At 68.5% G+C, this 22372-nt stretch carries 16 protein-coding genes and 1 pseudogene; 11 read left to right on the top strand and 6 right to left on the bottom strand.

Annotated elements, in window-relative coordinates; translation table 11 throughout:
* The 4 genes and pseudogenes from IE302_RS27875 to IE302_RS27860 all read right to left on the bottom strand — a co-directional run.
* Nucleotides 1–165: pseudogene (locus IE302_RS27875) on the bottom strand (2-oxoacid:ferredoxin oxidoreductase subunit beta); the annotation flags it as partial.
* The gene (locus IE302_RS27870) at nt 162–2069 is read right to left on the bottom strand and encodes a 2-oxoacid:acceptor oxidoreductase subunit alpha (protein ID WP_191257376.1); all 1908 of its coding nucleotides are present in this window, start codon (nt 2067–2069) and stop codon (nt 162–164) included. The gene IE302_RS27870 and the pseudogene IE302_RS27875, both read right to left, overlap by 4 nt.
* 289 nt (nt 2070–2358) lie before the next feature.
* On the bottom strand, nt 2359–3111 hold the full coding sequence (locus IE302_RS27865) for an enoyl-CoA hydratase (protein ID WP_191257375.1): 753 nt from the start codon (nt 3109–3111) through the stop codon (nt 2359–2361).
* Between the two features lie 13 nt (nt 3112–3124).
* Entirely contained in the window at nt 3125–3571 is a 447-nt protein-coding gene (locus IE302_RS27860) for an Lrp/AsnC family transcriptional regulator (RefSeq protein WP_005151923.1), read from the bottom strand.
* A 74-nt stretch (nt 3572–3645) separates the two neighbouring features.
* On the opposite strand from IE302_RS27860, the gene ddaH reads away from it, so the two are divergent.
* From ddaH to IE302_RS27845, 3 genes are all read left to right on the top strand, one after another.
* A complete protein-coding gene (ddaH, locus tag IE302_RS27855; RefSeq protein WP_191257374.1) occupies nt 3646–4491 on the top strand; it encodes a dimethylargininase in 846 nt (281 codons plus the stop codon).
* Nucleotides 4492–4582: 91 nt separating this feature from the next.
* Nucleotides 4583–5239, top strand: coding sequence for a polysaccharide deacetylase family protein (locus IE302_RS27850; RefSeq protein WP_191257373.1), 657 nt, complete (start codon nt 4583–4585; stop codon nt 5237–5239).
* Nucleotides 5240–5357: 118 nt separating this feature from the next.
* The gene (locus IE302_RS27845; RefSeq protein ID WP_191257372.1) at nt 5358–6023 is read left to right on the top strand and encodes a glycoside hydrolase family 75 protein; all 666 of its coding nucleotides are present in this window, start codon (nt 5358–5360) and stop codon (nt 6021–6023) included.
* Nucleotides 6024–6145: 122 nt separating this feature from the next.
* Here IE302_RS27845 and IE302_RS27840 read toward each other — a convergent pair whose 3' ends face one another.
* Both IE302_RS27840 and IE302_RS27835 read right to left on the bottom strand, forming a co-directional pair.
* Nucleotides 6146–7498: an SdrD B-like domain-containing protein gene (locus IE302_RS27840; protein ID WP_229907962.1), complete on the bottom strand. Its 1353-nt coding sequence runs from the start codon at nt 7496–7498 to the stop codon at nt 6146–6148.
* A 213-nt stretch (nt 7499–7711) separates the two neighbouring features.
* A complete protein-coding gene (locus tag IE302_RS27835) occupies nt 7712–8728 on the bottom strand; it encodes a putative endonuclease domain-containing protein (protein ID WP_191257371.1) in 1017 nt (338 codons plus the stop codon).
* A 351-nt stretch (nt 8729–9079) separates the two neighbouring features.
* Between IE302_RS27835 and IE302_RS27830 the strand changes: the two genes are divergently transcribed.
* The 8 genes from IE302_RS27830 (at nt 9080) to IE302_RS27795 (ending at nt 22371) form a co-directional block, all read left to right on the top strand.
* Entirely contained in the window at nt 9080–10396 is a 1317-nt protein-coding gene (locus IE302_RS27830; RefSeq protein ID WP_191257370.1) for a nucleotide sugar dehydrogenase, read from the top strand.
* Nucleotides 10377–11573 carry a glycosyltransferase family 4 protein gene (locus tag IE302_RS27825; RefSeq protein WP_191257369.1) on the top strand — a complete coding sequence of 399 codons (1197 nt, stop codon included), beginning with the start codon at nt 10377–10379 and terminating at the stop codon, nt 11571–11573. Before IE302_RS27830 ends, IE302_RS27825 begins: the two co-directional genes overlap by 20 nt.
* A 139-nt stretch (nt 11574–11712) precedes the next feature.
* Nucleotides 11713–12993 carry a YveK family protein gene (locus IE302_RS27820; RefSeq protein WP_191257368.1) on the top strand — a complete coding sequence of 427 codons (1281 nt, stop codon included), beginning with the start codon at nt 11713–11715 and terminating at the stop codon, nt 12991–12993.
* Nucleotides 12990–14777 (top strand): Wzz/FepE/Etk N-terminal domain-containing protein, encoded by a 1788-nt coding sequence (locus IE302_RS27815; RefSeq protein ID WP_191257367.1) that lies wholly within the window; start codon nt 12990–12992, stop codon nt 14775–14777. Before IE302_RS27820 ends, IE302_RS27815 begins: the two co-directional genes overlap by 4 nt.
* A gap of 15 nt (nt 14778–14792) precedes the next feature.
* Nucleotides 14793–16700 (top strand): asparagine synthase (glutamine-hydrolyzing), encoded by a 1908-nt coding sequence (gene asnB, locus IE302_RS27810; protein WP_191257366.1) that lies wholly within the window; start codon nt 14793–14795, stop codon nt 16698–16700.
* 15 nt (nt 16701–16715) lie between these two features.
* Nucleotides 16716–18896 (top strand): bi-domain-containing oxidoreductase, encoded by a 2181-nt coding sequence (locus IE302_RS27805; RefSeq protein ID WP_191257365.1) that lies wholly within the window; start codon nt 16716–16718, stop codon nt 18894–18896.
* The gene (locus IE302_RS27800) at nt 18896–20842 is read left to right on the top strand and encodes a heparinase II/III family protein (protein ID WP_191257364.1); all 1947 of its coding nucleotides are present in this window, start codon (nt 18896–18898) and stop codon (nt 20840–20842) included. The genes IE302_RS27805 and IE302_RS27800 overlap by 1 nt, the downstream gene beginning before the upstream one ends.
* Nucleotides 20839–22371: a right-handed parallel beta-helix repeat-containing protein gene (locus IE302_RS27795; protein ID WP_191257363.1), complete on the top strand. Its 1533-nt coding sequence runs from the start codon at nt 20839–20841 to the stop codon at nt 22369–22371. The genes IE302_RS27800 and IE302_RS27795 overlap by 4 nt, the downstream gene beginning before the upstream one ends.
* Nucleotide 22372: the final 1 nt, after the last annotated feature.

The raw sequence follows: 22372 nt of genomic DNA, 5'->3' as shown, positions 1-22372 counted from the left end.
CGGCAGGAACGACTGCACGGCGTTGAGCACGACGTAGTCGCCGCAGCCGGGACACCAGCGGACCTCCTGGTCCGACTTGTAGTCCTTCGCCTTCTGCGGTTCGGATTCGGTCGGCACGAGGTCCAGGCCGCCGAGTGTGGGAATCCCCAGGTCTATCGCGGTCACTTCGCCGCCTCCGTACTGGTGATGATCTCCGTGAACACGCCTTGCAGCTCCTCCGCCTTGAAGGGCAGCCCGGCGACCTTCGTGTACGACTTCACGTCGACGAGGTACTTGGCCCTGAGGAGCATCGACAGCTGGCCGAGGTTCATTTCAGGGACGACCACGGTGTCGTACGAACGGAGTACGTCACCGAGGTTGCCCGGGAACGGGTTGAGATGCCGCAGATGCGCCTGCGCGATCGGCATGCCTTCCTTGCGGACCCGGCGGCACGCGGCGCCGATCGGCCCGTAGGAGGAGCCCCAGCCGAGTGCCAGCACGCGGGCCTTGCCGCCGCTCGGGTCGTCGACGACGAGGTCCGGGACGTCGATGCCGTCGATCTTGGCCTGGCGCAGGCGGACCATCTTGTCGTGGTTGTCGGGGTCGTAGGAGATGTGGCCGGTCTTGTCGGCCTTCTCCAGCCCGCCGATGCGGTGCTGGAGACCGGCCACGCCCGGCACCGCCCACTCGCGGGCGAGGGTTTCAGGGTCGCGGACATAGGGCCAGAATTCCCCGGAGCCGTCCTCGGCATTCGGCTCGGTGGCGAATTCCACCCGCAGATCCGGCAGCTGGTCGACGTCCGGGATCAGCCACGGCTCGGAGCCGTTCGCGATCGCGCCGTCCGACAGCAGGAAGACCGGGGTGCGGTACTTCAGCGCGATCCGGGTGGCTTCCAGCGCCGCGTCGAAGCAGTCCGCGGGGGACAGCGGCGCGACGATCGGCACCGGGGATTCGCCGTTGCGGCCGAACATCGCCTGCAGCAGGTCGGCCTGCTCGGTCTTGGTCGGCAGCCCGGTCGACGGGCCGCCGCGCTGGACGTCGACGACGACCAAGGGCAGCTCGGTCATCACCGCGAGGCCGATGGCCTCGGACTTCAGCGCGACACCGGGCCCGGACGTCGAGGTGACGCCCAGCGCACCGCCGTAGGAGGCGCCGAGCGCCGCGCCGATCCCGGCGATCTCGTCCTCGGCCTGGAAGGTGAGGATGCCGTAGTTCTTGTGCTTGGACAGCTCGTGGAGGATGTCCGACGCCGGAGTGATCGGGTACGTGCCCAGCAGGATCTGCAGTCCGGACTGCTGCCCGGCGGCGACCAGCCCGTACGCCAGCGCGGTGTTCCCGGTGATCTGGCGGTACGTGCCCTGGTTCAGCTTCGCGGGCGCGACCTCGTACGTCGTCGCGAACGACTCCGTCGTCTCGCCGTAGTTCCAGCCGGCGCGGAAGGCCAGGATGTTGGCCTCGGCGATGTCGGCCTTCTTCGCGAACTTCTCGCGGAGGAACCGTTCGGTGCCCTCTGTCGGCCGGTGGTACATCCAGGAGAGCAGCCCGAGCGCGAACATGTTCTTAGCGCGTTCGGCGTCCTTTTTGGACAGTCCGGTCTCTTCGAGCGCGCCCCTGGTCAACGTCGACATGGCCACCCGGTGCACTTGATACGCCGAAAGGGTGTCGTCGTCGAGCGGATCGTTCTCGAAACCGACCTTGACCAGGTTCCGCTTCGAGAACTCGTCGGTGTTGAGGATGATCGTCCCACCTGACGGGACGTCGGCGAGGTTCGCCTTCAGTGCGGCGGGGTTCATGGCGACCAGGACGTCCGGCCGGTCACCCGGCGTCAGGATGTCGTAGTCGGCGAAGTGCACCTGGAAGCTCGAGACGCCGGGGATGGTGCCCTGTGGCGCGCGGATCTCCGCGGGGAAGTTCGGCATGGTGGACAGGTCGTTGCCGAAGGCCGCCGCTTCCGAAGTGAACCTGTCGCCCGTCAGCTGCATGCCGTCACCGGAGTCACCGGCGAACCGGATGACCACCCGGTCCAGCTTGGCGACCTCGGTGGGCCTGACGGCCGACAAGGAGCCGTTGCCGTTCGCACTCGTGCTCATAGGTCAGGGATTCCCTCTCTCCCGACGTGCGTCGTCCCCGGCCGTGCCGGAGATCGGGTGCCTCGCCCGGCGGTGTCGGCCAGGTCACAGGTGCCATGTCCCGAGGTTAGTCCTCGGCACACTTCCCAGGTTGCCGTAAAAACGGTCTGGACCTACTTCTCGAGTGTCCTGAGCTCGGCGCTGAGCGGGGGTTTTCCGGTTTATGTGTTACCGATGGTAACGGTCATTGATGCGCCCCGATTGTGAGGCGTATCTCGTTCCAGCGTAGTGAAGTCCGGTCGAGGAACGGTCATCGGCCGGTAATGGCCGCGCGCAGCTTGGTGAGTCGTTCGGCGAACGCGGGTGCGGTGAGTGACGCGATCTGCGGCTCGATCTCGGCGTCGACGGCGGCCGAATGGTCGGTCAGTGAAGCGGTGTGCCGGAGCGTGCGTTTCGTCGCCAGCAGGACGTCGCGCGGGGCGCCGACGGCGGGTTTCGCCAGTTCACGGGCCGCTTCGACCGGATCCCCTTCGACGAGCCGGAGCGCGAGCCCGCATTCGACAGCGGCTTCGGCGTCGACGATCTCGCCGAAGAGTGTCATCGCCGCGGCCTTCTGCGGTCCGACGAGCCGCTGGATCATCCACGTCATCCCGCCGCCGGGATGGATGCCGAGATCGAGAAATCTGGCCACGAACTTCGCCCTTTTTCCCACGATGCGGACGTCCGCGGCGAGCGCGAGGTTCAATCCGGCGCCGACGGCCGCGCCGCCGACCGCGGCGATCGTCGGCAGGGAACAGTGCGCCACCGAGAGAAACCCGGCATAGATCGCGCGGAGCCCGTCCTCCCGGGCGTCGGCGAGGGTGTCCAGGTCGGCGCCCGCGCAGAAGGCGGGAGGGGCGCCGGTGATGACCAAGGCGTGGACACTCTCGTCGGCTTCGGCGCGCGCGACGGCCGCGGCCAGCTGCGCGGACAGGTCGAGGGTCAGGGCGTTACGGGTCGCGGGGGCGTCGATGGTGAGCACGGCGACGCCGCCGTCGTGGCTGGAGCGGATCTGATCGGTCACCGGGCCGAGGGTGTCACGCTTCCGGCGTCGGCGGGCGTTCCAGCAACCGGGAAAGGACGACGGTCGAGACCGTGCGGTCGACGATCTCCAGGCCGCGCAGCCGCTCCAGCGCGGTCTCCAGGTGATGGATGTCCGACGCGCGCAGGTGGACGATCGCGTCGGCCGCGCCGGACACCGTGTAGGCCGCGACGACCTCCGGCAACGGCTCCAGCCGGGCGCGGATCCGGGCCGGGGTGATGTTCCCGTTGCAGGTCATCTCGACGAAAGCCTCGGTGCCCCAGCCCAGCGCCTCGGGATCGACGACCGCGGTGAAGCCGCGCAGGACCCCGGTTTCGAGCAGCCGGTCGACCCGTCGTTTCACCGCGGGCGCGGACAGGCCGACGACCTTGCCGATGTCGGCGTAGCTGGACCTCGCGTTGGCCATCAGGCATGAAACGATTCGCTGGTCGATGGTGTTCACACGCAATGTTTAGCAGGTATGTGCGCAGCGAACAGCGATTGATTGCGGAATTAGGTGAGCCTTACCCTTCGGGTATGCCGGAACTGGAGCAGCAGCCCCGTGTACCCACGACGCGCCGCTACCTCATGTGCCCGCCGCGGTACTTCGCGGTGGATTACGTCATCAACCCTTGGATGGACCCGTCGGTCCCGGTCAGCGTCGACACCGCGATGGCGCAATGGACCGAACTCCGTGACACCTATCGACGCCTCGGCCACACCGTCGAGGAGATCGACGCCCAGCCGGGCCTGCCCGACATGGTGTTCGCGGCGAACTCCGGCACCGTCGTCGACGGCCGTGTCCTCGGCTCGCGGTTCCGCGCCCCGCAGCGCACCGCCGAGGCCGAGCACTTCCGCCGCTGGTTCGTCGAGCACGGCTACCGCGACATCACCATGCCCGAGAAGATCAACGAGGCCGAAGGCGACTTCGCCTGGACCGGCAGGATCCTGCTCGCCGGCACCGGCTTCCGGACCGACCCGGCCGCGCACGCCGAAGCGCAGGAGGTCCTCGGTGTCCCGGTCGTGTCGCTGCGGCTGATCGACCCGAGCTACTACCACCTCGACACCGCGCTGTTCGTGCTCGCCGAGGCCACCGACACCACGCCCGCGCAGGTCGCCTACTACCCGGAGGCCTTCTCCGCCGGGTCGCGGAAGGTGCTGGAGCGGATGTTCCCGGACGCGGTAATCGCGGACCGGGCCGACGCGGAGTGCTTTGGGCTGAACGGGGTGTCCGACGGTCGCAACGTCGTCCTGCCGGTCGAGGCGACCGGGTTGGCGGCACGGCTGACCGAGCGTGGCTACGAGGTCGTCTTCGTGGACATTTCCGAGCTCAGGAAGGCCGGCGGCGGCCCGAAGTGCTGCACCCTGGAGATCCGCAAGTAATCCGTTCGTGGACACTTCGCTGGATTGTGTAACTACTCCATTCGCCAACTCGATTAATCGGGAAACACACTCGGTCCCGAATGAGGCGCGGATGGTGATCCTGGCGATTGGCGGCGTGGGCAAGCCCGTGCGCGCGCTCGATCCAGGCGAAAACGAGACATGGGTGACGGTCGACCAGTTCGAGCGTGTGCTCGACACGGTGGCCGGACGTGACGACGTCGGACTCACCTTCGACGACGGCAACGTCTCCGACGTCGAGATCGCGCTCCCCAGGCTGGTGGAGCGCGATCTCACGGCGGAGTTCTTCCCGCTGGCGGGCCGGATCGGCCAGCGGGGTTTCATCGACGCCGACGACCTCCGGCGCTTGACCGAGGCGGGGATGTCGATCGGCTCGCACGGCTGGGAACATCGCGACTGGCGGCGCCTCGACGGCAGGCACGCCCGGCGTGAACTCGAAGTCGCGCCGAAGCTGCTCGCCGACCTGAGCGGGAAACCCGTACGCGCGTACGCGCCGCCGTTCGGCGCTTACGACCGGCGCGTGCTCAGCAAGCTCCGGCGTTCCGGTGCGACCCGGGTCTACACGACCGAAGGCGGCGCGGTGTCGCGAGACAGCTGGCTGCGGCCGCGGACCGAGGTCCGGCACGACGTCGATCAGGAGTGGATCGACAGCGTGCTCGGTGAGCGGGATGGCCTGTACCGCCGAGCGGGACGGATGATGGCGCGCGTCGCCAGGCTTGCCCGCTTTTGACCGGTTTTCGTTGTGTGGTGGGAAAACAACCCCCTGTCGGCCCTTGAGTCGACCCCGGCGCGACGGCATCCTGAGCACCCTTCGGTAAAGAAGCCTTATTAACTAAGGGGTGCACGGTATGCGGAAATTACTCCTGTTCTCGGCGATGGTGGTGGCCGCAGGACTGGCCCCCGCGGCGATGGCCTCGGCTGCCCCTTCGGTACAGGCGGGTCCGACCGCGCAGCAGCTGCTGGCGAAGACCACCGGCTGCAACCAGATCTCGAACGGCAAGTACAAGACCGACGAGGAAACCGGCCGGACCATCGCGGTCTGCGACGCGGGAAGCGCCGTGTTCTGGAAGGCAGACATGGACGTCGACTGCGACGGGCAGCCGACCCCGCGGTGCAACAAGAACACCGACCCGTGGTTCCAGGACGGCACCGCGTACCCGCGCTCCGACGGCAAGGCGCTGATCGCCGACCAGACGCCCTACATCGTCGTGCCGAGCATCAGCAGCACGTGGAACTTCGAGAAGGCCGGCCTCAAGGGCGCCGGTTCGTGCGCGGTGATCTACAACAACAAGGTGCTCTACACCGTCATCGGCGACACCGGCCCGAAGGACATCATCGGCGAGGCGTCCTACGCGACCGCGAAGTCACTGGGCATCAACCCGGACCCGAAGAACGGCGGCGTCGACTCGGGCGTCACCTACATCTGCTTCAAGAACTCGAAGGTGTCGCCGACCGAGGACCACGGGAAGGCGACCTCCGTCGGGGAGGGCTTAGCCGCGAAGTGGGTCGGCTGAGGGAAGTCGTCGTACGGCAACGGCCCCGGAGCGGAACCCGCTCCGGGGCCGTTCGCTGTTCAGCGCGGTGTCACCTGTTGAGACCAATCGCCGAGACGATAGGGCGGTGCGACGACGTAGTTTCACGTGTCGCCGATGGTCTGCCATGGTCCAGCGACTCGCAGCCGGTAAGCACCGACACCGGCCTGGGGGAAGGTCGCGAAACCGTTGGCGTCGGTCCGGGCCCAGGACACCAGCCTGTTGTCCTCCGTGACGAGGGTGACCGTCGTGTTCGGGACACCTTCTCCGGTGTCCACCCGGCCGTTCCCGTTCTTGTCCGTCCAGACCTGCCCGCGGTCGTCCACACGCTTGCCGGGCACCTTGCCCGTGGCCGCCGCGACCGGGCCGGAGGTGTCGTTCCCCGCCGCGAGGTAGCAGGTGAGATGGGCCAGGCCCGTGTAGCTCGACTTGTCCGTGACCTTGCCTGACACCTTGAGTTCCACCCGTTGGCCCGGGGCCAGCACTCCTGCCTGCTTCGCCGACTCGAAGTCACCCCACTGTCCTGGTGGTATCACGAGATGGGTGCCGTTGCCGACGGGATCGCAGCCTGCCCAAAGGTTCGTGAGCCGACGGTCGCTGACGTTGGTGATGGTGACCGTTCCGGTAGCGGTCTCGCCGATCGCGTAGCTCGCCTTGTCGAGGCGTGCGCTCGTCTGAAGCGAGTCGGTCAACGGTCGACCGGCCCGGATTTCGAGCGCGGTGTTCTGCCCGGCTCCGTCGACCCGAAGGGGCCCGAAACTCGGGTTCACCCAACCGGCGGGGAAGCTGTCGAAGTTCACGGAGTAGTAGCGGTCGACGGGGACCGCGTCGAAGGTGAACCGGCCGCCGGCGTCGGTGGTCGTGACCCGCTCGATCACTCCAGGGCCCCCGCTGCGCAAGTGGATCTCCACTCCGGCGAGGTCTTCACCGGGAGAAGGGTTTCCGTCGTGATCGGCGTCGCCGTAGAGATGCCCCGCGACACGGTCGGTGGTACCCGCGGGCACCAGACCCACCGTGACCTCGGGGTCGTTGTCCGACTCGTCGGCGTCGGCTGTGCCGATCACCCGGACACGGAACACGGGGTCGCCTTGGTCGAGCGTGCCCACAGACCCGTGCACCCGATAGGTCCGGGTTTCCCCTGGAGCGAATGAGGCCCCGGTTCCCCGGTCGTAGAGATCCCCCCAGGCGTTCGGCCAGACGGTGAAATACGGGCCGGAGAACCTCCAGATCTGACCCTTCACCCCCTCCGCCTTGACGTCGCCGACGTTGGTGATGGTCACGTCGATGGGGATCTCGTCGTTCGGCAGCCAGCGCCCCTGCGGGACCGTCGCCGTCACCCGTAGATCGGGTCCGGTCGCGGCGTACGCGGGAGCGGCGGTGGCCAGTCCGGCCAGTGTGAGGGCCGCTGTCAGCGCGCCGAGGTTGCGGATCGATCTTTTAAGCAGGGTTCTTCGCATCGATGTTCCCCCAAGTCATCTCGCCGTTGACGAACGTGAATTTAGAGCCTGGAGGTCCGCTTGGCGAGCGAGTTGGGGAGCGGGAGAGGGCCGAGGGGGGACGGCGGTGGGCGTGGGTCGGGGTGGTCGTGAGTGGTAAGTGACGTTCTAACGTCACTTACCACTCACGACCACCCCGACCCATTGGGTACCGCCGCCCTCCCCGCTCAGCTCCTACGCCGCGCGCCGGTCTCGCTTCCGGCATCGTGGGCAGGTCGCTGCTCGCGCGCCCGCCGGGTCCCATCCCTCGCGGACCAGGATGGTGCGAACCTCGGCTGCCACTTCGCACGGTGAGTCCCGGACGTCCTGCCAGCCGTAGACGAGCCGCGCTCGTCCTGCCAGTTCGGCCGCGTTGTCGCGGCGGCGATCCCGGAAAGCGATGCCGGGCATGGCGTGGGTCGCGCGGCCGTCGAGCCGGACGGTCACCGCTGCCCCGTGCGAGTCGTAGGTGACGTCCTCCCAAAGCGTTTTGCCGTCCACTTCGATGGGGGTTTGCCGATTTCCGCGGGGTAGTCCGTGCTCGTCTTCGACCTTCTCCTTGTACTCCACTTCGAGCACCGACATCAGTCCGCCGCCGACGAGCGCGAGGCCGTATCGGATGGCGGGCCGATAGCGGAACGGCGGCCGGACGAGCACACACGCCTGCATGGTGGCCACGGAGATCCTTGTCCGGCCGAGGAGGTCGACGATGACGTTCGTCGCCTGCTGCGGTGTCCGCTGAGCGGTGGCAAGGTCGAGGATCGTGTCGGTGATCCTGGTCCGTGGTGGATTCGTTCCGGCGGCGATATGGGGTAGTGCGCGCGATCTGTGCACTATGACCACCGGGGTCTGCGAGATCGCCGAGAAGGTGTAGGGGACTGTGATTTCGACAGGTCCTTTGACGATCGGGAGAATTTTCCATTCTTCCGCGGCCGTGCGATGGCTCAAGACGGCGTAACCGCTCCCGTAGAGCAAGGCGGCGTGGATCTTCGCCGAGCGGGACAACTCGCCGGTGAACGTCGAGTAAACGCGCGGGAGAACCCGCTGCCAGCGCCCGCCCGCGAGATTCGCCCTGATGTCCGACATGGTGTGGCCGTACGCGTGCAATTGCCGCCGCGAGACGATTCCGTGTTGCTCCTCCAGGAGGACTGGCCAGCTCGGGCGTTGTTCGGCCGGGATCGACTCCTCGGACCAGCGTTTGTGTATGGGCACCCTTCGACGATCGCCGCTGAATGGAGGGTGTGGAGGCCGCGGAGCGGATCTGTGGATAACAGCGTGAGCGGGGAGGGTGGCTGTGGATAACTGGGCCGGGGTGGTCGTGAGTGGTAAGTGACGTTCTAACGACACTTACCACTCACGACCACCCCGACCCACCCCTAGCCGCCGCCTGGAAACTCACGAGATCGTTACGCGTCCCCTGTAGCGTTTCGCGTCCTTCGAGCGATGGGTAATTCCCTTGCCGCGCAGGCATTCCGCCAAAAGAAGGCGAACGACGGACACCGGTAACGAACCCGGTCCGTCCGCCGACCAACGGGCAGCGGAGAGCGGCTGGAGGAATTCGTCATGAAGATCAGTGTCTTCGGGCTCGGTTACGTCGGTTGCGTGTCGGCTGCGTGCCTTGCCGGGCAGGGGCACGAGGTCGTCGGGGTGGACGTGAACCCGGTGAAGATCGACCTCATTTCCGGCGGCAAGGCGCCGGTGGTCGAGGAGCGCATCGGGGAATTGACCGCGGAAGTGGTCGCCCAGGGCAAGCTGAGAGCGACGACCGACGTCAGACAGGCGATCGCGGACAGCGAAGTCTCCCTGATCTGTGTCGGTACCCCGTCGGCGCCGAACGGCAGCCTGTCGACGGCGTTCCTGGAACGTGTCGCCGAGGAGATCGGCGAGGCGCTCAGGGACAAGACCGAGCGGCACACCGTCGTCTTCCGCAGCACGATGCTCCCCGGCACCTGCCTGGACCTGCTCGTCCCCATCCTCGAGAAGTCGTCCGGCCGCACCGCCGGCGTCGACTTCGGCGTCGCGGTGAACCCCGAGTTCCTGCGCGAGGGGAGCAGCGTCAAGGACTTCTTCGACCCGCCCAAGACCGTCATCGGCGAGCTCGACCCGGCCAGCGGTGACGTCGTCGCGGCGCTTTACGAAGGGCTTCCCGGCGAGGTCTTCCGCGTCGCGATCCCGGTCGCCGAGATGACGAAGTACGCCGACAACTCCTTCCACGGGCTCAAGATCGGCTTCGCGAACGAGCTCGGCGCCATCTGCCGTGCCCTGGGGCTCGACTCGCACCAGGTGATCGACGTCTTCCTCGCCGACCGCAAGCTCAACATCAGCCCCGCCTACCTCCGCCCCGGGTTCGCTTTCGGCGGCTCGTGCCTCCCCAAGGATCTGCGCGGCCTGGTCTACGCCGCGCACCGCGCGGACGTCGCCGTCCCGATCCTTTCGCACGTGCTGCCCTCCAACGACGAACACCTCCAGCGTGCCTTCGATCTGGTCGCCAACACCGGAAAGCGCAAGATCGGCCTGTTCGGCCTGTCCTTCAAACCCGGCACCGACGACCTCCGCGAGAGCCCGCTCGTCGAGCTCGCCGAGCGCCTGCTCGGCAAGGGTTACGACCTCCGCATCTACGACGCCAACGTCAGCCTCTCCCGGCTGATGGGCGCGAACCGCGAGTACATCGAGGGCAGGTTGCCGCATCTCGGCCAGCTGCTGGCCGGCTCCATCGAAGAGGTCGTCGACCACGCCGAGGTCTGCCTCGTCGGCACGGCCGATCCGGAGGTCCTCGCGGCGCTCCCGGCCGGCGGCGGCCACACCATCATCGATCTCGTCCGCGTACCCGACGCCGCCCGGCGCCGGACTGAAGAGGGATATGTCGGTCTTGCCTGGTAAAGCTCTCATCCTCGTCGAGAACCTTTCCGTCCCCTTCGATCGCCGTGTCTGGCAGGAGTGCCAGACACTTCGCGACGCCGGCTGGGAAGTCCACGTCATCTGTCCACAAGGGACGAAACGGGACACCGAGGCCGAAGTCACCATCGACGGCGTCCACATCCTGCGGTACCCGCTGAAGGCCGCCACCGGTGGTCCGGCGGGCTACGTCCAGGAGTACGGCTCGGCGCTGTGGCACACGCTCCGGCTCGCCCGCAAGGTCGGCCGCGGCGGGAAGATCGACGTCGTGCACGCCTGCAACCCGCCGGACATGCTGTTCCTCGTCGCGCTGTACCTCAAGCGCCAGGGCGCGAAGTTCATCTTCGACCAGCACGACCTCTGCCCCGAGCTGTACCTTTCGCGCTTCGACCGCGGCGAGGACCTGCTCTACCGCGCGGTCTGCGCGCTGGAGAGACGCACGTACAAGACGGCCGACGTCGTCATCGCGACCAACGAGAGTTACAAGGACGTCGCCGTGAAGCGCGGCGGCAAAGCGCCGGACGACGTCTTCGTCGTGCGCAGCGCGCCCGTGGTCGAGCGGTTCCACATGGTCCCGGCCGAGCCCGAGCTGAAGAAGGGCAAGCCGCATCTTCTGGCGTACCTCGGCGTGATGGGCCCGCAGGACGGCGTCGACTACGCCCTGCGCGCGCTCGCTTCGCTGCGTGACGAAGTCGGCCGCACCGACTGGCACGCCGTGTTCATCGGCTCCGGTGACGCCTTCGACGCCATGGTGGCGTTGTCCAAGGAACTGAAGCTCGACGACCAGGTCGAGTTCACCGGCCGCATCTCCGACGAGGACCTGCTGCGCTACCTGTCCTCGGCCGACGTCTGCCTGTCGCCGGATCCCCTGAACCCGCTCAACGACGTGTCGACCATGAACAAGATCATGGAGTACATGGCGATGAGCCGTCCGATCGTCTCCTTCGAACTGCGGGAAGCCCGGGTCTCGGCCGGGGAGGCCGCGCTGTACGCGCCGGCGAACGACGAGCCGGAGTTCGCGAAGCTGATCGCGCATCTGCTCGACTCACCGGAGGAACGGGCGAGGATGGGCGAGCTGGGCCGGGAGCGCGTCGCCGGTCCGCTCTCCTGGGAGAACTCTCAGAAAGCCCTGCTCGCGGCCTACGCGGCCGCCGTCCGCTGATCGACTTCCCGATCGCGTTTTGAACAAGACTCGAGCAATCCTGTAACCAACACCGCGGTCGATTCGACGGGATTGATGCTGCACCCGCACGCACCGATGGGAGATCCCGGCTTTGACTGACGACACGGTGCGCCTGTCCATGATCGGACAGGTTCTGCGCGGGCGATGGCGGACCCTCGTGGTCCTCGCCCTGCTCGGCGCTCTGATCGGCGCGGGATCCTCGGTGATCCTTTCTCCCGGCTACCGGACGTCGTCCAGTGTGCTGCTGCAGGGCCCGCGCGAGGCGGACGAACTGCTCACCCAGGCCGAGGTGGCGACCAGTTCGGTCGTGCTCGACCGCGCCGCCGCCGGACTCGGTGACGGTGAGACCGGCGCCGACCTGCGGGACAAGGTGGCCACGTCGGTCGCACAGGGCAATGTCATCACCATCGAGGCCACCGGTGACACCGCCGAACAGACGCAGCGGATGGCCGATCAGATCGCGAGCGAGTTCGTGAAGTACTCGACGCAGATCATCGCCGGTTCCGGCGACGCCGCGGTGCAGCTGGCGCAGGAACGCCGCGAGACGCTGCGGCAGCAGGTCGCGCAGACCAACCAGCGGATCAGCGAGCTCTCCGCGAAGGTCAACGAAGGCAAGACGACCGTGGAGAGCGTCCAGCTCCGCACCGAACTGCAGGGCCTGCGGACGTCGATCGAGTCGGCCATGTCCAGCCTCAACGCGGCCGACACCGCCAGCGGGCTCGGCAACATGGTCGTCCTCGGTTCGGCCCAGCTGCCGTCCTCGCCCGCGGCGCCGACGCTGCCGCAGCTGGCGCTGGGCGGTGCGCTGTTGTTCTTCCTCGTCGGCCTGTTCGGGCACCTCTTCACCGCCCGCACCGACCGGCGGCTGAAGGACGAGGAGGAGATCGCCGCCGCGGTCGGCGGTCCGGTGCTGGCCACCTTCGACGCCGTCGAAGAACGACCCACCGGCAAGACCTTGCGCGCCAAGCTCCTCCGTGACGACAGACCGTGGAACATCCCCAGGGTCGACGTCCACGCCGATGAGATCGACGTCGAGGTCCACTACCGGCGGCTGGTTTCCCGGCTCCCGCAACGGCGGCTGCTGATCGTGGCCGCCGAAGACGATCACGCCGGGAAGGTGGCCGCCGAGCGGCTCGCCGCCCTCGCCGACCGGTGGTTCACCGTGGCGACGATCTCCCCGGTGCGGCCCGTCATCGAAGAAAGCGACGCGGAAGGGATCCTCGTCGTGGCCGGCCTCGGTTCCCGGTCCGCCTGGGAGCTGGTCGGGATCGCCGAAGCCGTCGCCGACGCCGGGCTCGCCGTGGTGGGCACCGTGCTGATCCGCCCGGTCCAGCCGACCCGCACCCGCTCCGGCGCCACCACCCCGACCGACCACGAAGCACTGGCAGGTACCGCGTGACCAGCGCCGAAAAGACCAAGTCCGAACCGCTCATCGACCTCCAGCGGCTGGTCGTCTCGATCCGGAGACGCCGTCGCCTGTGGATGGCCACCGCTCTGCTGGGGCTGATCGCAGGCGGCCTGGTCGCGATGCTCCTTCCGTCGCCGCCCACGGCGGTGGCGCAGATCCTCGTCATCCACCCCGACGACTCGCCGACCGACAGCGGAACGCTGATGCGGACCGACGTCGCCGTGCTCAAGACCACCAAGACCGCGGGCGAGGCGCTCAAGAAACTGAACAGCACGCAAGCCCCGGAGGAGTTCCTCAAGGACTACGACGGGCTCGGGCTGACGAACAACGTCCTCCAGCTGACGGTCAAGGGCAAGACCAAGGACGAGGCGATCGCCCGCGCGCAGGCGATCTCCGACGCCTTCATCGCCGAGTACATCGGCCGCAACCAGGCGGCCGCGGCCGCGCAGCAGAAGGCCCTGCTCGACCAGCGCAACCAGGCCCAGAACGAGCTCACCCCGATCGAAGCGTCGATCGTCACCGAAGAGGCCAAGGGCCGCAACGCCAACCCCGCCCAGCTGGAGCGGCTGTACTCGCGCCGGGCGGAGCTGACCTCCAAGATCTCCGACTACGACGGCCGCGCGCAGGAGGCGGGCATCGGCACGCCGAAGGTCGCCGCCGGGACGCAGATCGTGGACGCGCCGCGGATCCTGCCGAAGTCGTTCCTCAAGACCCTCGGCACCGACATGGGCATCGGCCTCGCGCTGGGTTTGCTCGCCGGACTGGGACTCGCGGCGATCACGAGCGTGGTGAAGGACCGGCCGGTCCTGCGCCGGGAGATCTCGCGGCACCTCGGCGCCTCCGTGATCGCGCAACTGCCCAAGCCGCCGCGGTTCCTGCGGCGTTCGCGGGCGGTCGCCCGGCGGCAGCGGGCCGCGGCGACGCTGGTCCGCGCCGTCCGGCAGGAGGGCGGTTCGGTGTCGCTGCTCGACCTCGGCGCCCGCCGGGTCACCGCCGCGCTCGCCGTCGACATGGCGCGCGAACTGGCCGGGAAGGGGCCGGTCTCGCTCGTCGACGACCTGCCGAAGGCGAACCTCCGCGAGCTGGCAGGCGATGCCCCGATCCAGGTGCTGGACCGCGGCGACGCTCCGGTGGACGGAAAGGAACGGCGCATCGGCGTCGGGTCGATCGAGCCCGGCACGGCGTGGACCGACCTCGAATTCCTCGGTGAGGAGACGATCCTCGTCGTCCGCACCGCGCACGCGAACACCGAATGGCTGCACACCGTCGCCCGCCAGCTGGCGGACCGGCGCATCCCGATCATCGGGGTCGTCGTGGTGGATCCGGATCCGCGCGACCACACCGACGGGACGCTGTGGGACGGCCTGCACACCGCGTTGCGCGGGCGCGCGAGTGCCGTGCCGGAGCCGATCCCGGTGCCCGCGCGGCCGGTGGTGGCCGCCCGCCCGATGACGACGGCGCGCCCGGTGGCGCCGGAGCGCAAGGTCCTGCCCGAGCGGAAGGCGGCGCCGGAACGACGGATGCCGCGGCCCGCGCCGAAGCCGGTCGAGATGTTCCCCGACGAGGACGCGCCGGTGCGGCGGCTCTCGACGGTGGCGCCGGTCGAGACGGACGCCGAACGCACCGTCGAGCGGGTCCTGGAGCCGCCGCGGGAGAAGAAGAGCACGCGACGACGTCCGCCGACGCCGTACAAGCGGCCCGAAGACCACGACAACGCCGATCAGCCGACCAAACGATTCTCGCCTGTGTCACCGGATAACGCCGAAGCCTTGTAAGGGGAGCAAGTAGAGATGTGCGGCATCGCAGGGGCCTACTTCTGGCCGGACGGGGGACCGCTCACCGATCGGCTCACGAAAATCCTCGCCCATCGCGGGCCCGATGGTTCGGGGCGCTACGACCACCGGGCCGGCGAGAGTGAGGTCCACTTAGGACATCGACGGCTGTCGATCGTCGACCTCACCGAGACCGGCGCGCAACCCATGGTCAAGGACGGGCTCGCGCTGACCTACAACGGCGAGCTGTACAACTCGCCGGAACTGCGCGAGGAACTCGAAGCGAGCGGCGTCCGCTTCCGGGGGACGTCCGACACCGAGGTCGTCCTGGAAGCCTGGCGCGCGTGGGGCACCGAAGGCCTGCACCGGCTGCGCGGCATGTTCGCGTTCGGTGTCTTCGACGAGCGCACCGGCGCGTTGACCCTGGTCCGGGACCAGCTGGGCATCAAGCCGCTCTTCCTGGTGCGCCGCGGCAAGGGGGTCGCGTTCGCGTCCGAGCTGAAGGCGCTGGCCACCGAGCTGGGCGGCTCGCTGACCGTCGACGACACCGCGCTCGTCGCGTCCCTGCTCTACTACTGGGTCCCGGACGGCCGCTGCGCGTTCAGCGAGGCCGAGAAGCTGCCGCCGGGCAGCTGGGCGCGGTTCCGGCCGAACGGCGACGTCGAACGCGGCAGCTTCTGGTCGCTGCGCCAGGTCGCCGAAGAAGGAGCGGCCTACGAGGGCGACTTCGACCTCAACGCCGTCATCGAGGACTCGACGCGCAAGCACCTGATGGCCGACGTGCCGGTCGCGACCTTCCTCTCCGGTGGGCTCGACTCCAGCTACCTGACCGCGCTCGCCGCGCGCGAGCAGCCGGGGATCTCCGCGTACACCATCGGTTTCCGGGCCGAGGACGCGAAATTCGAGGCGATGCCGGACGACCTGATGTACGCGAAGAAGGTCGCCGCGAAGTTCGGCGTCGACCTGCACGAGATCGAGATCGCGCCGCAGGTGCTGGACCTGCTGCCGAGGATGACCTATCACCTCGACGAGCCGATCGGTGATCCGGCGGCGATCAACAGCTACCTGATCTGCACCGCCGCCCGCGAGGCGGGTGTCAAGGTGATGCTTTCGGGGATGGGTGCCGACGAGCTGTTCGCCGGGTACCGCAAGCACCTCGCGAACAAGATCGCCGTGCAGTACCAGCGGGTCCCGGGTCTGGTCCGCCGTCCGGTCGAGTCCCTTGTGGACAGGCTGCCGGTGGCGACGTCGAAGCGCGGGTTCCGGTCGGTCCGGTTCGCCAAGCGGTTCCTCTCGTTCGCGGAACTGCCGGAGGAGACCGCGTTCCGGCGCAGCTACACGATGTACGACCGGGCCGAACTCGCCGGGCTGCTGAACCCGGACCTCGCCGGGGCCGTCGACGACGTCATCACCGAGCACGCGGACACCTACCACGACAACACGCTGTCCGATTTCGTGAACCGTATGTGCCTCGCCGATTCCCGGCTCTTCCTGCCGGGGCTCAACCTCACCTACACCGACCGGTCCAGCATGGCGGCCTCCACCGAGGTGCGGACGCCGTTCGTCGACATCGAGGTCGTCAAGGCCGCGTTCCGGATTCCCGGTGACCAGAAGATCGTGAAGCGCCAAGGGAAGATGGCGCTGAAGGAAGCGGCGCTGTCGATCCTTCCCGCCGAGATCGTGCACCGGCCGAAGGGCCTGTTCAGCGCGCCGCTGCGGGCCTGGATGAGCCGCGACCTCGCGCCCCTGGTGCGCGAGGTGACGAACGAAGGTGAATTGGTGAAGGCCGGGTTCCTCCGTCGGGAGGCGCTGCAGAAGCTCGTCGACGAAGACGCGTCCGGGCAGCAGGACCGGTCCAAGCACCTCTGGCACATCTTGACCCTCGAGTACTGGTACCGCGGCGCCGTCGCGGCCCGGACCACCTGATCGCTGAGGAGCGACGTGAAGCAGGTAGTGCAGAACTACAAGAGCGGGGAGCTGGCACTCCTCGACGTCCCGGTCCCCGCGTGCAAAGCGGGCGGTGTGCTGGTCCGCACCGCCTACTCGCTGATCTCCACCGGCACCGAGATGATGAAGGTGTCCGAGGCGAGCCTTTCCCTGGTGGGCAAGGCGAAGGCGCGGCCGGACCAGGTCGCGAAGGTGATGCAGAGCGTCGCGACGAACGGGCTGGGCGCCACCTACCGCAAGGCCATGAACAAACTCGACTCGTACACGCCGCTGGGGTATTCGCTGTGCGGCGTGGTCGAGGAAGTCGGCGCGGGCATCCACGACGTCGCCGTCGGCGATTACGTGGCGTGCGCCGGGAACGAGCACGCGCTGCACGCGGAACTGAACTGGGTGCCCAAGAACCTGTACACCAAGGTGCCCGACGGGGTCGACCCGCGGCACGCCGCGTTCGGCACGGTCGGCTCGATCGCGATGCAGGGCGTCCGCCAGGGCGAACCGCAGATCGGCGACATCGCGCTGGTCATCGGGCTCGGCCTGATCGGCCAGCTGGTCGTGCAGCTGCTGGTCGCCTCCGGGGTCCGCGTGGTCGGCGTCGACCCGGACCCGTCGCGGTGCGCGCTCGCCGAACAGCTCGGCGCGCTGAAGTGCGGCGACCCGTCATCCGGGGTCATCGACACCGCCGTCGCGGAGATCAGCTCCGGGCACGGCGTCGACCAGGTGTACCTCGCCGCGGGCGGCAGCACGAACGAGCCGGTCGAGCTGGCCGCGAAGCTGGCCCGCGACCGCGGCCGCGTGATCGACATCGGCAAGTGCTCGCTGAACCTGCCGTGGAACGCCTACTACGAAAAGGAACTCGACGTCCGGTTCTCCCGTTCGTACGGCCCCGGCCGCTACGACCCGGAGTACGAACTCGAAGGCCGCGACTACCCGATCGGCCAGGTCCGCTGGACCGAGCGCCGCAACCTCGAATGCGTCGTCGACCTGATGGGCAGCGGCCGTCTCGACGTCGAGCCGCTGATCTCGCACGTTTCGGAGTTCTCCGACGCCGTCGAGACGTACCGGAAGCTGAACGAGGGCGAGCTCAAGGCCGTCGCGGTGCTGTTCGAGTACGAGAAGCGCGCCGCCACCACCACCGAGCCGGTGGCCGAGGTCTCGATGCCGAAGACGGTGACCACGCGCGCGGTGCCGAGGCCCGGCGGCGTGCGGATCGGGTTCATCGGCGCGGGCAACTACGCGTCCTCGATGCTCCTGCCGCAGCTGACGGAGATGGAGGGCGTCGACCTCACCGAGGTCGTCACCACCTCCGCGCTCTCGGGGGCGAACGCCCAGCGCAAGTTCGGTTTCGCCCGCGCCACCACCGACCTCGACACGATGCTCGACGACTCCTCGATCGACGCCGTGTTCATCGTGACCCGGCACAGTTCGCACGCCGAGCTGACCCGGCGGGCGCTGCTCGCGGGTAAGGCGGTCTTCGTCGAGAAGCCGCTCGCGCTGTCGGAGAAGGAACTCGAGGTCGTGCTCGGCGCGATCGAGGAGTCCGGCAACGACCGGCTGCAGGTCGGGTTCAACCGCCGGTTCGCCCCGCTGCTGAACGAGTCGGTGCTCCACTTCGGGCCGAGGATCGGCCCGGCTTCCGTGCGGTACCTGGTCAACGCCGGTCAGCTCGACGCCGGCAGCTGGTACAACCAGGCCGACAGCGAGGGCTCGCGGTTCGCGGGCGAGGGCGGTCACTTCATCGACACGGTCAGCTGGCTGCTCGGCTCCGACCCGGTCTCGGTGTACGCCACCGCGACGCCCGGGCACCAGGACCTGCAGATCCTGCTGCGTTACCCGGACGGCTCGACCGCGTCGATCGCCTACACCACCAGCGGTTCGTCGGCGTTCCCCAAGGAGACGATCGACGTCACCGCCGACGGCAAGGTGCTGAAGTTCGACGACTTCGCGCGCGCTTCGGTGTTCGGCCGCAAGAAGTGGGCCAGTTCGCGGATTCCCAAGGGCCGCGACAAGGGGCAGGCTGCCGAGCTGGAGGCGTTCGTCAACGCGCTGAGGACCGGGGTCGCGATGCCGGTGTCCGTCGAGTCGCTCGTTTCGACGACGCTGGCGACGCTCGCGGTCAACCGCAGCCTGGAGACGGGTGCGGCCGTGCGGATCAACGCTAAGGAGGGTCTGGGCTGATGGATCCTTCCTGGTACCTGCGAAGACTGTCGCGGATGGGGCCGGCCGAGGTCGCGGGCCGGGTCACCGACGTCGTGCGCAAACGCCAGTGGCGCGGGGTCGCGGGGGACAAGCCGGCGTGGCTGCCGGACCGCCGGTTCGCGTCGGTGCCCGGCGAAGACGTCCTCGCCGCCGTCTCGGGTGAAGCGGTGAAGGATCTGCTCGTCACGGCGGACCGCCTGATGGACGGGCGCGCCGAGTACTTCGGCGTCGAGCGGGACGACCTCGTCGACCCGGACTGGTCGTACGACCCGAAGACCGGCCGCCGCGCACCGTCCGATGTGTACTCCTTCGACGTCCCGTATCGCAGCGAGGACACCGTCGGCGACATCAAGCAGATCTGGGAGCCGTCGCGGCACCAGCACCTCACCGTGCTGGCCGCCGCGTATGCCCTGACCGGCGACGACCGGTACGCCGAACGTGTCGCCGCGCACCTGAAGTCGTGGTGGGCGGCCAACCCGCCGATGCGCGGGGTGCACTGGGTCAGCGGGATCGAACTCGGCATCCGGCTGCTGTCGTGGGTGTGGGTCCGGCGGCTGCTCGACGGCTGGGCGCAGGCCCCGGCGCTGTTCGAGGACAATCCCGAGGCGCTCACGCAGATCTGGCACCACCAGCGCTGGCTGGCCGCGTTCCCGAGCCGGGGTTCGTCGGCGAACAACCACGTGATCGCCGAGGACGCCGGGCAGCTCGCGGCCGCTTGCGCGTTCGCCTGGTTCCCGGAATCGGCCCAGTGGCGGGACGCGGCGCTGACGTCGCTGGACAAGATGCTGGGCCACAACACCTTCGACTCCGGGATCAACCGCGAACTCGCCACCGAGTACCACGGGCTCGTCCTGGAACTGGGGCTCGCCGGGGCGCTGGAGGCGAAGGCCGCGGGGGTCGCGGTGCCCGAGTCGACCTGGCTCGTGCTGCTCCGGATGACCGACGCGCTGGCGTCCATTGTGGACAATCGGCTGCGGCCGCCGCGGCAGGGTGACGCCGACGACGGCTTCGGCCTCATCGTCGACGGCGACGAGACCAGCCGCTGGGCCTCGCTGCTCAACACCGGATCCGTCCTTTTCGGACGGCTGGACTGGTGGCCGGAGACCCGTGACGGCGATGTCCGCACGACGCTGTTCTCCGCGCTGGCCAAGGACATTGACGTCCGAACGACGCGTCCGGTGCGGCGCCGCGACGACTTCGCCGACGCCGGGATGACCATCCTGCGAGACGGCGCCATCTGGGCCCGTTGCGACGGCGGGCCGCACGGCTTCCTGTCCATCGCCGCGCACGCGCACGCGGACGCGCTCTCGGTGGAGGTCCGGCACGACGGCGTCGACATCCTCGCCGACCCCGGGACCTACTGCTACCACGGCGAACCGAAGTGGCGGTCGTACTTCCGGTCCACGGCGGCGCACAACACGCTCGAACTCTCCCGCACCGACCAGTCCGTCTCGGGCGGTCCGTTCCTGTGGACGAAACACGCCGTCACCACGGTGATCGCGGCGGGAACACCGTCACGCTGGAGCGCGGAACACGACGGCTACGACCCGGCGATCCACCGCAGGTCGGTGGAACTGGAGGACTCGGCGCTCCGGATCCTCGACGAGGTCCGCGGCGGGGAGGCCCAGCACTGCCGTCTCGCGTTCCACTTCGGCCCGGCCGTCGAGGTCTCGCTCTCCGGCGGCACGGCGACGCTGTCCTGGACGGCCGACGGCCAGGTCCGGACGGCTTCGCTCGCACTGCCGCCGGAGCTGGACTGGTCGGCGCACCGCGGCGAGACCGGCCTGCCGATGGGCTGGTACTCGGCCGGTTTCGGCAGGCGCGAGCCCGCGTGGACCCTCTTCGGCGGCGGGATCGCCACCGACGGCGCCACTTTCACCACAGAGCTCACCTTCGACACCAGTAACGAGGATCCGCCGTTGTGACCGCACGACCGCACCGTCTCCGCCGGGCAGCACTTCTGGTGCTGCTCGGCTCGCTGACGCTTTCCGCCTGCACCTCCGAACCGGGCGACGAGGCCGGGAAGGGGCCGGATCCGGCGCAGGCGCCGTCCGGCTCGATCGCGCAGGTGTGCGACAAGGCGAAGGCGGGGCCGGCCGAAGCGCCGGCGGGTGCGGTGAAGATCGACCCGGCGGTGCCCGGCGACGTCGCCGCGAAGACGCGGTCGAGCCCGGGCGGGACGACGTTCTGGCTGGCGCCGGGCACGCACAAACTCGGCGACGACCGCTACGACCAGGTCAACCCGAAGCCGGGCAACGTCTATCTCGGCGCGCCGAACGCGATCCTCGACGGCCGGAAGATCAACCAGTACGCCTTCTCCGGCCACGCCGCCGACGTCAAGATCCAGTACCTGACCGTGCAGGGGTTCGCCGCGCCGCACGACGAAGGCGTGGTCAACCACGATTCGGCCGACGGCTGGGTCATCGAGCACAACACCGTCCAGGACAACGACGGCGCGGCGCTGATGGCGGGCGCGCGGCAGCAGGTCCGCGCGAACTGCCTGCGGCGCAACGGGCAGTACGGCATGAACGCCTACGCGCAGAGCAACGCGATCAAGGGCCTAGTAGTCGAGGGCAACGAGATCTCCGGCAACAACACCGGCGACTGGGAACGCAAGATCGACGGCTGCGGCTGCTCCGGCGGGGTCAAGTTCTGGTCGGTCGACGGCGCCGACATCCGCGGCAACTGGGTGCACGACAACCGCGGCGTCGGGCTGTGGGCCGACACGAACAACAACGACTTCCTCATCGAGGGCAACGTCATCGAGAACAACGACGGCTCCGCTCTGATGTACGAGACCAGCTACAACGCCGTCGTCCGCGGCAACACCATCCGCCGGAACAACTGGGTGGACGGCAAGGGCTACATCGACCGCGGCGACAGCTTCCCGGTGGCGTCGATCTACGTGTCCGAGTCCGGCGGCGAACCGAGGATCAAGGCGCGCACGGACAAACTGGAGATCTCCGGCAACTCGTTCGAGAACAACTGGAACGGCGTCACACTGTGGGAGAACTCCGACCGGTTCTGCAACAGCCCGGCCAACACCTCGTCCGGATCGTGCACGCGGCTGGTGCCCGAACAGGCGAAATGCGCGCAGCCCGCGATCGCGTCGGGCGCGCTGAACGAGGATTGCCGGTGGAAGACCCAGCGCGTCGAGATCCACCACAACCGGTTCGCGCTCGACCCGGCCGTCACCGGCTGCGAGGAGAGCTGCGCGCGGATGGCGATGCTCGCGAACTTCGGCACCTTCCCGGAGTGGTCGCCGTACAAGGGCGAGGTCGTCCAGCAGGCGATCACCTTCGACCAGGACAACCGGTTCCACGACAACACCTACTCCGGGCCGTGGAATTTCGTGGCGTTCGAGCCGAGCCGCGTGCTGGGCTTCGGTGAGTGGCAGGGCGCGCCCTATCGTCAGGACCAGGGCAGCAAACTGACCCGCGCGGGAGGAGGCTGAC

The sequence above is a fragment of the Amycolatopsis oliviviridis genome, assembly GCF_014654365.1.
GTDB lineage: Bacteria > Actinomycetota > Actinomycetes > Mycobacteriales > Pseudonocardiaceae > Amycolatopsis > Amycolatopsis oliviviridis.
Note: the sequence above shows the minus strand (reverse complement) of the source record. Positions and strands in the feature narration are given on the sequence as shown.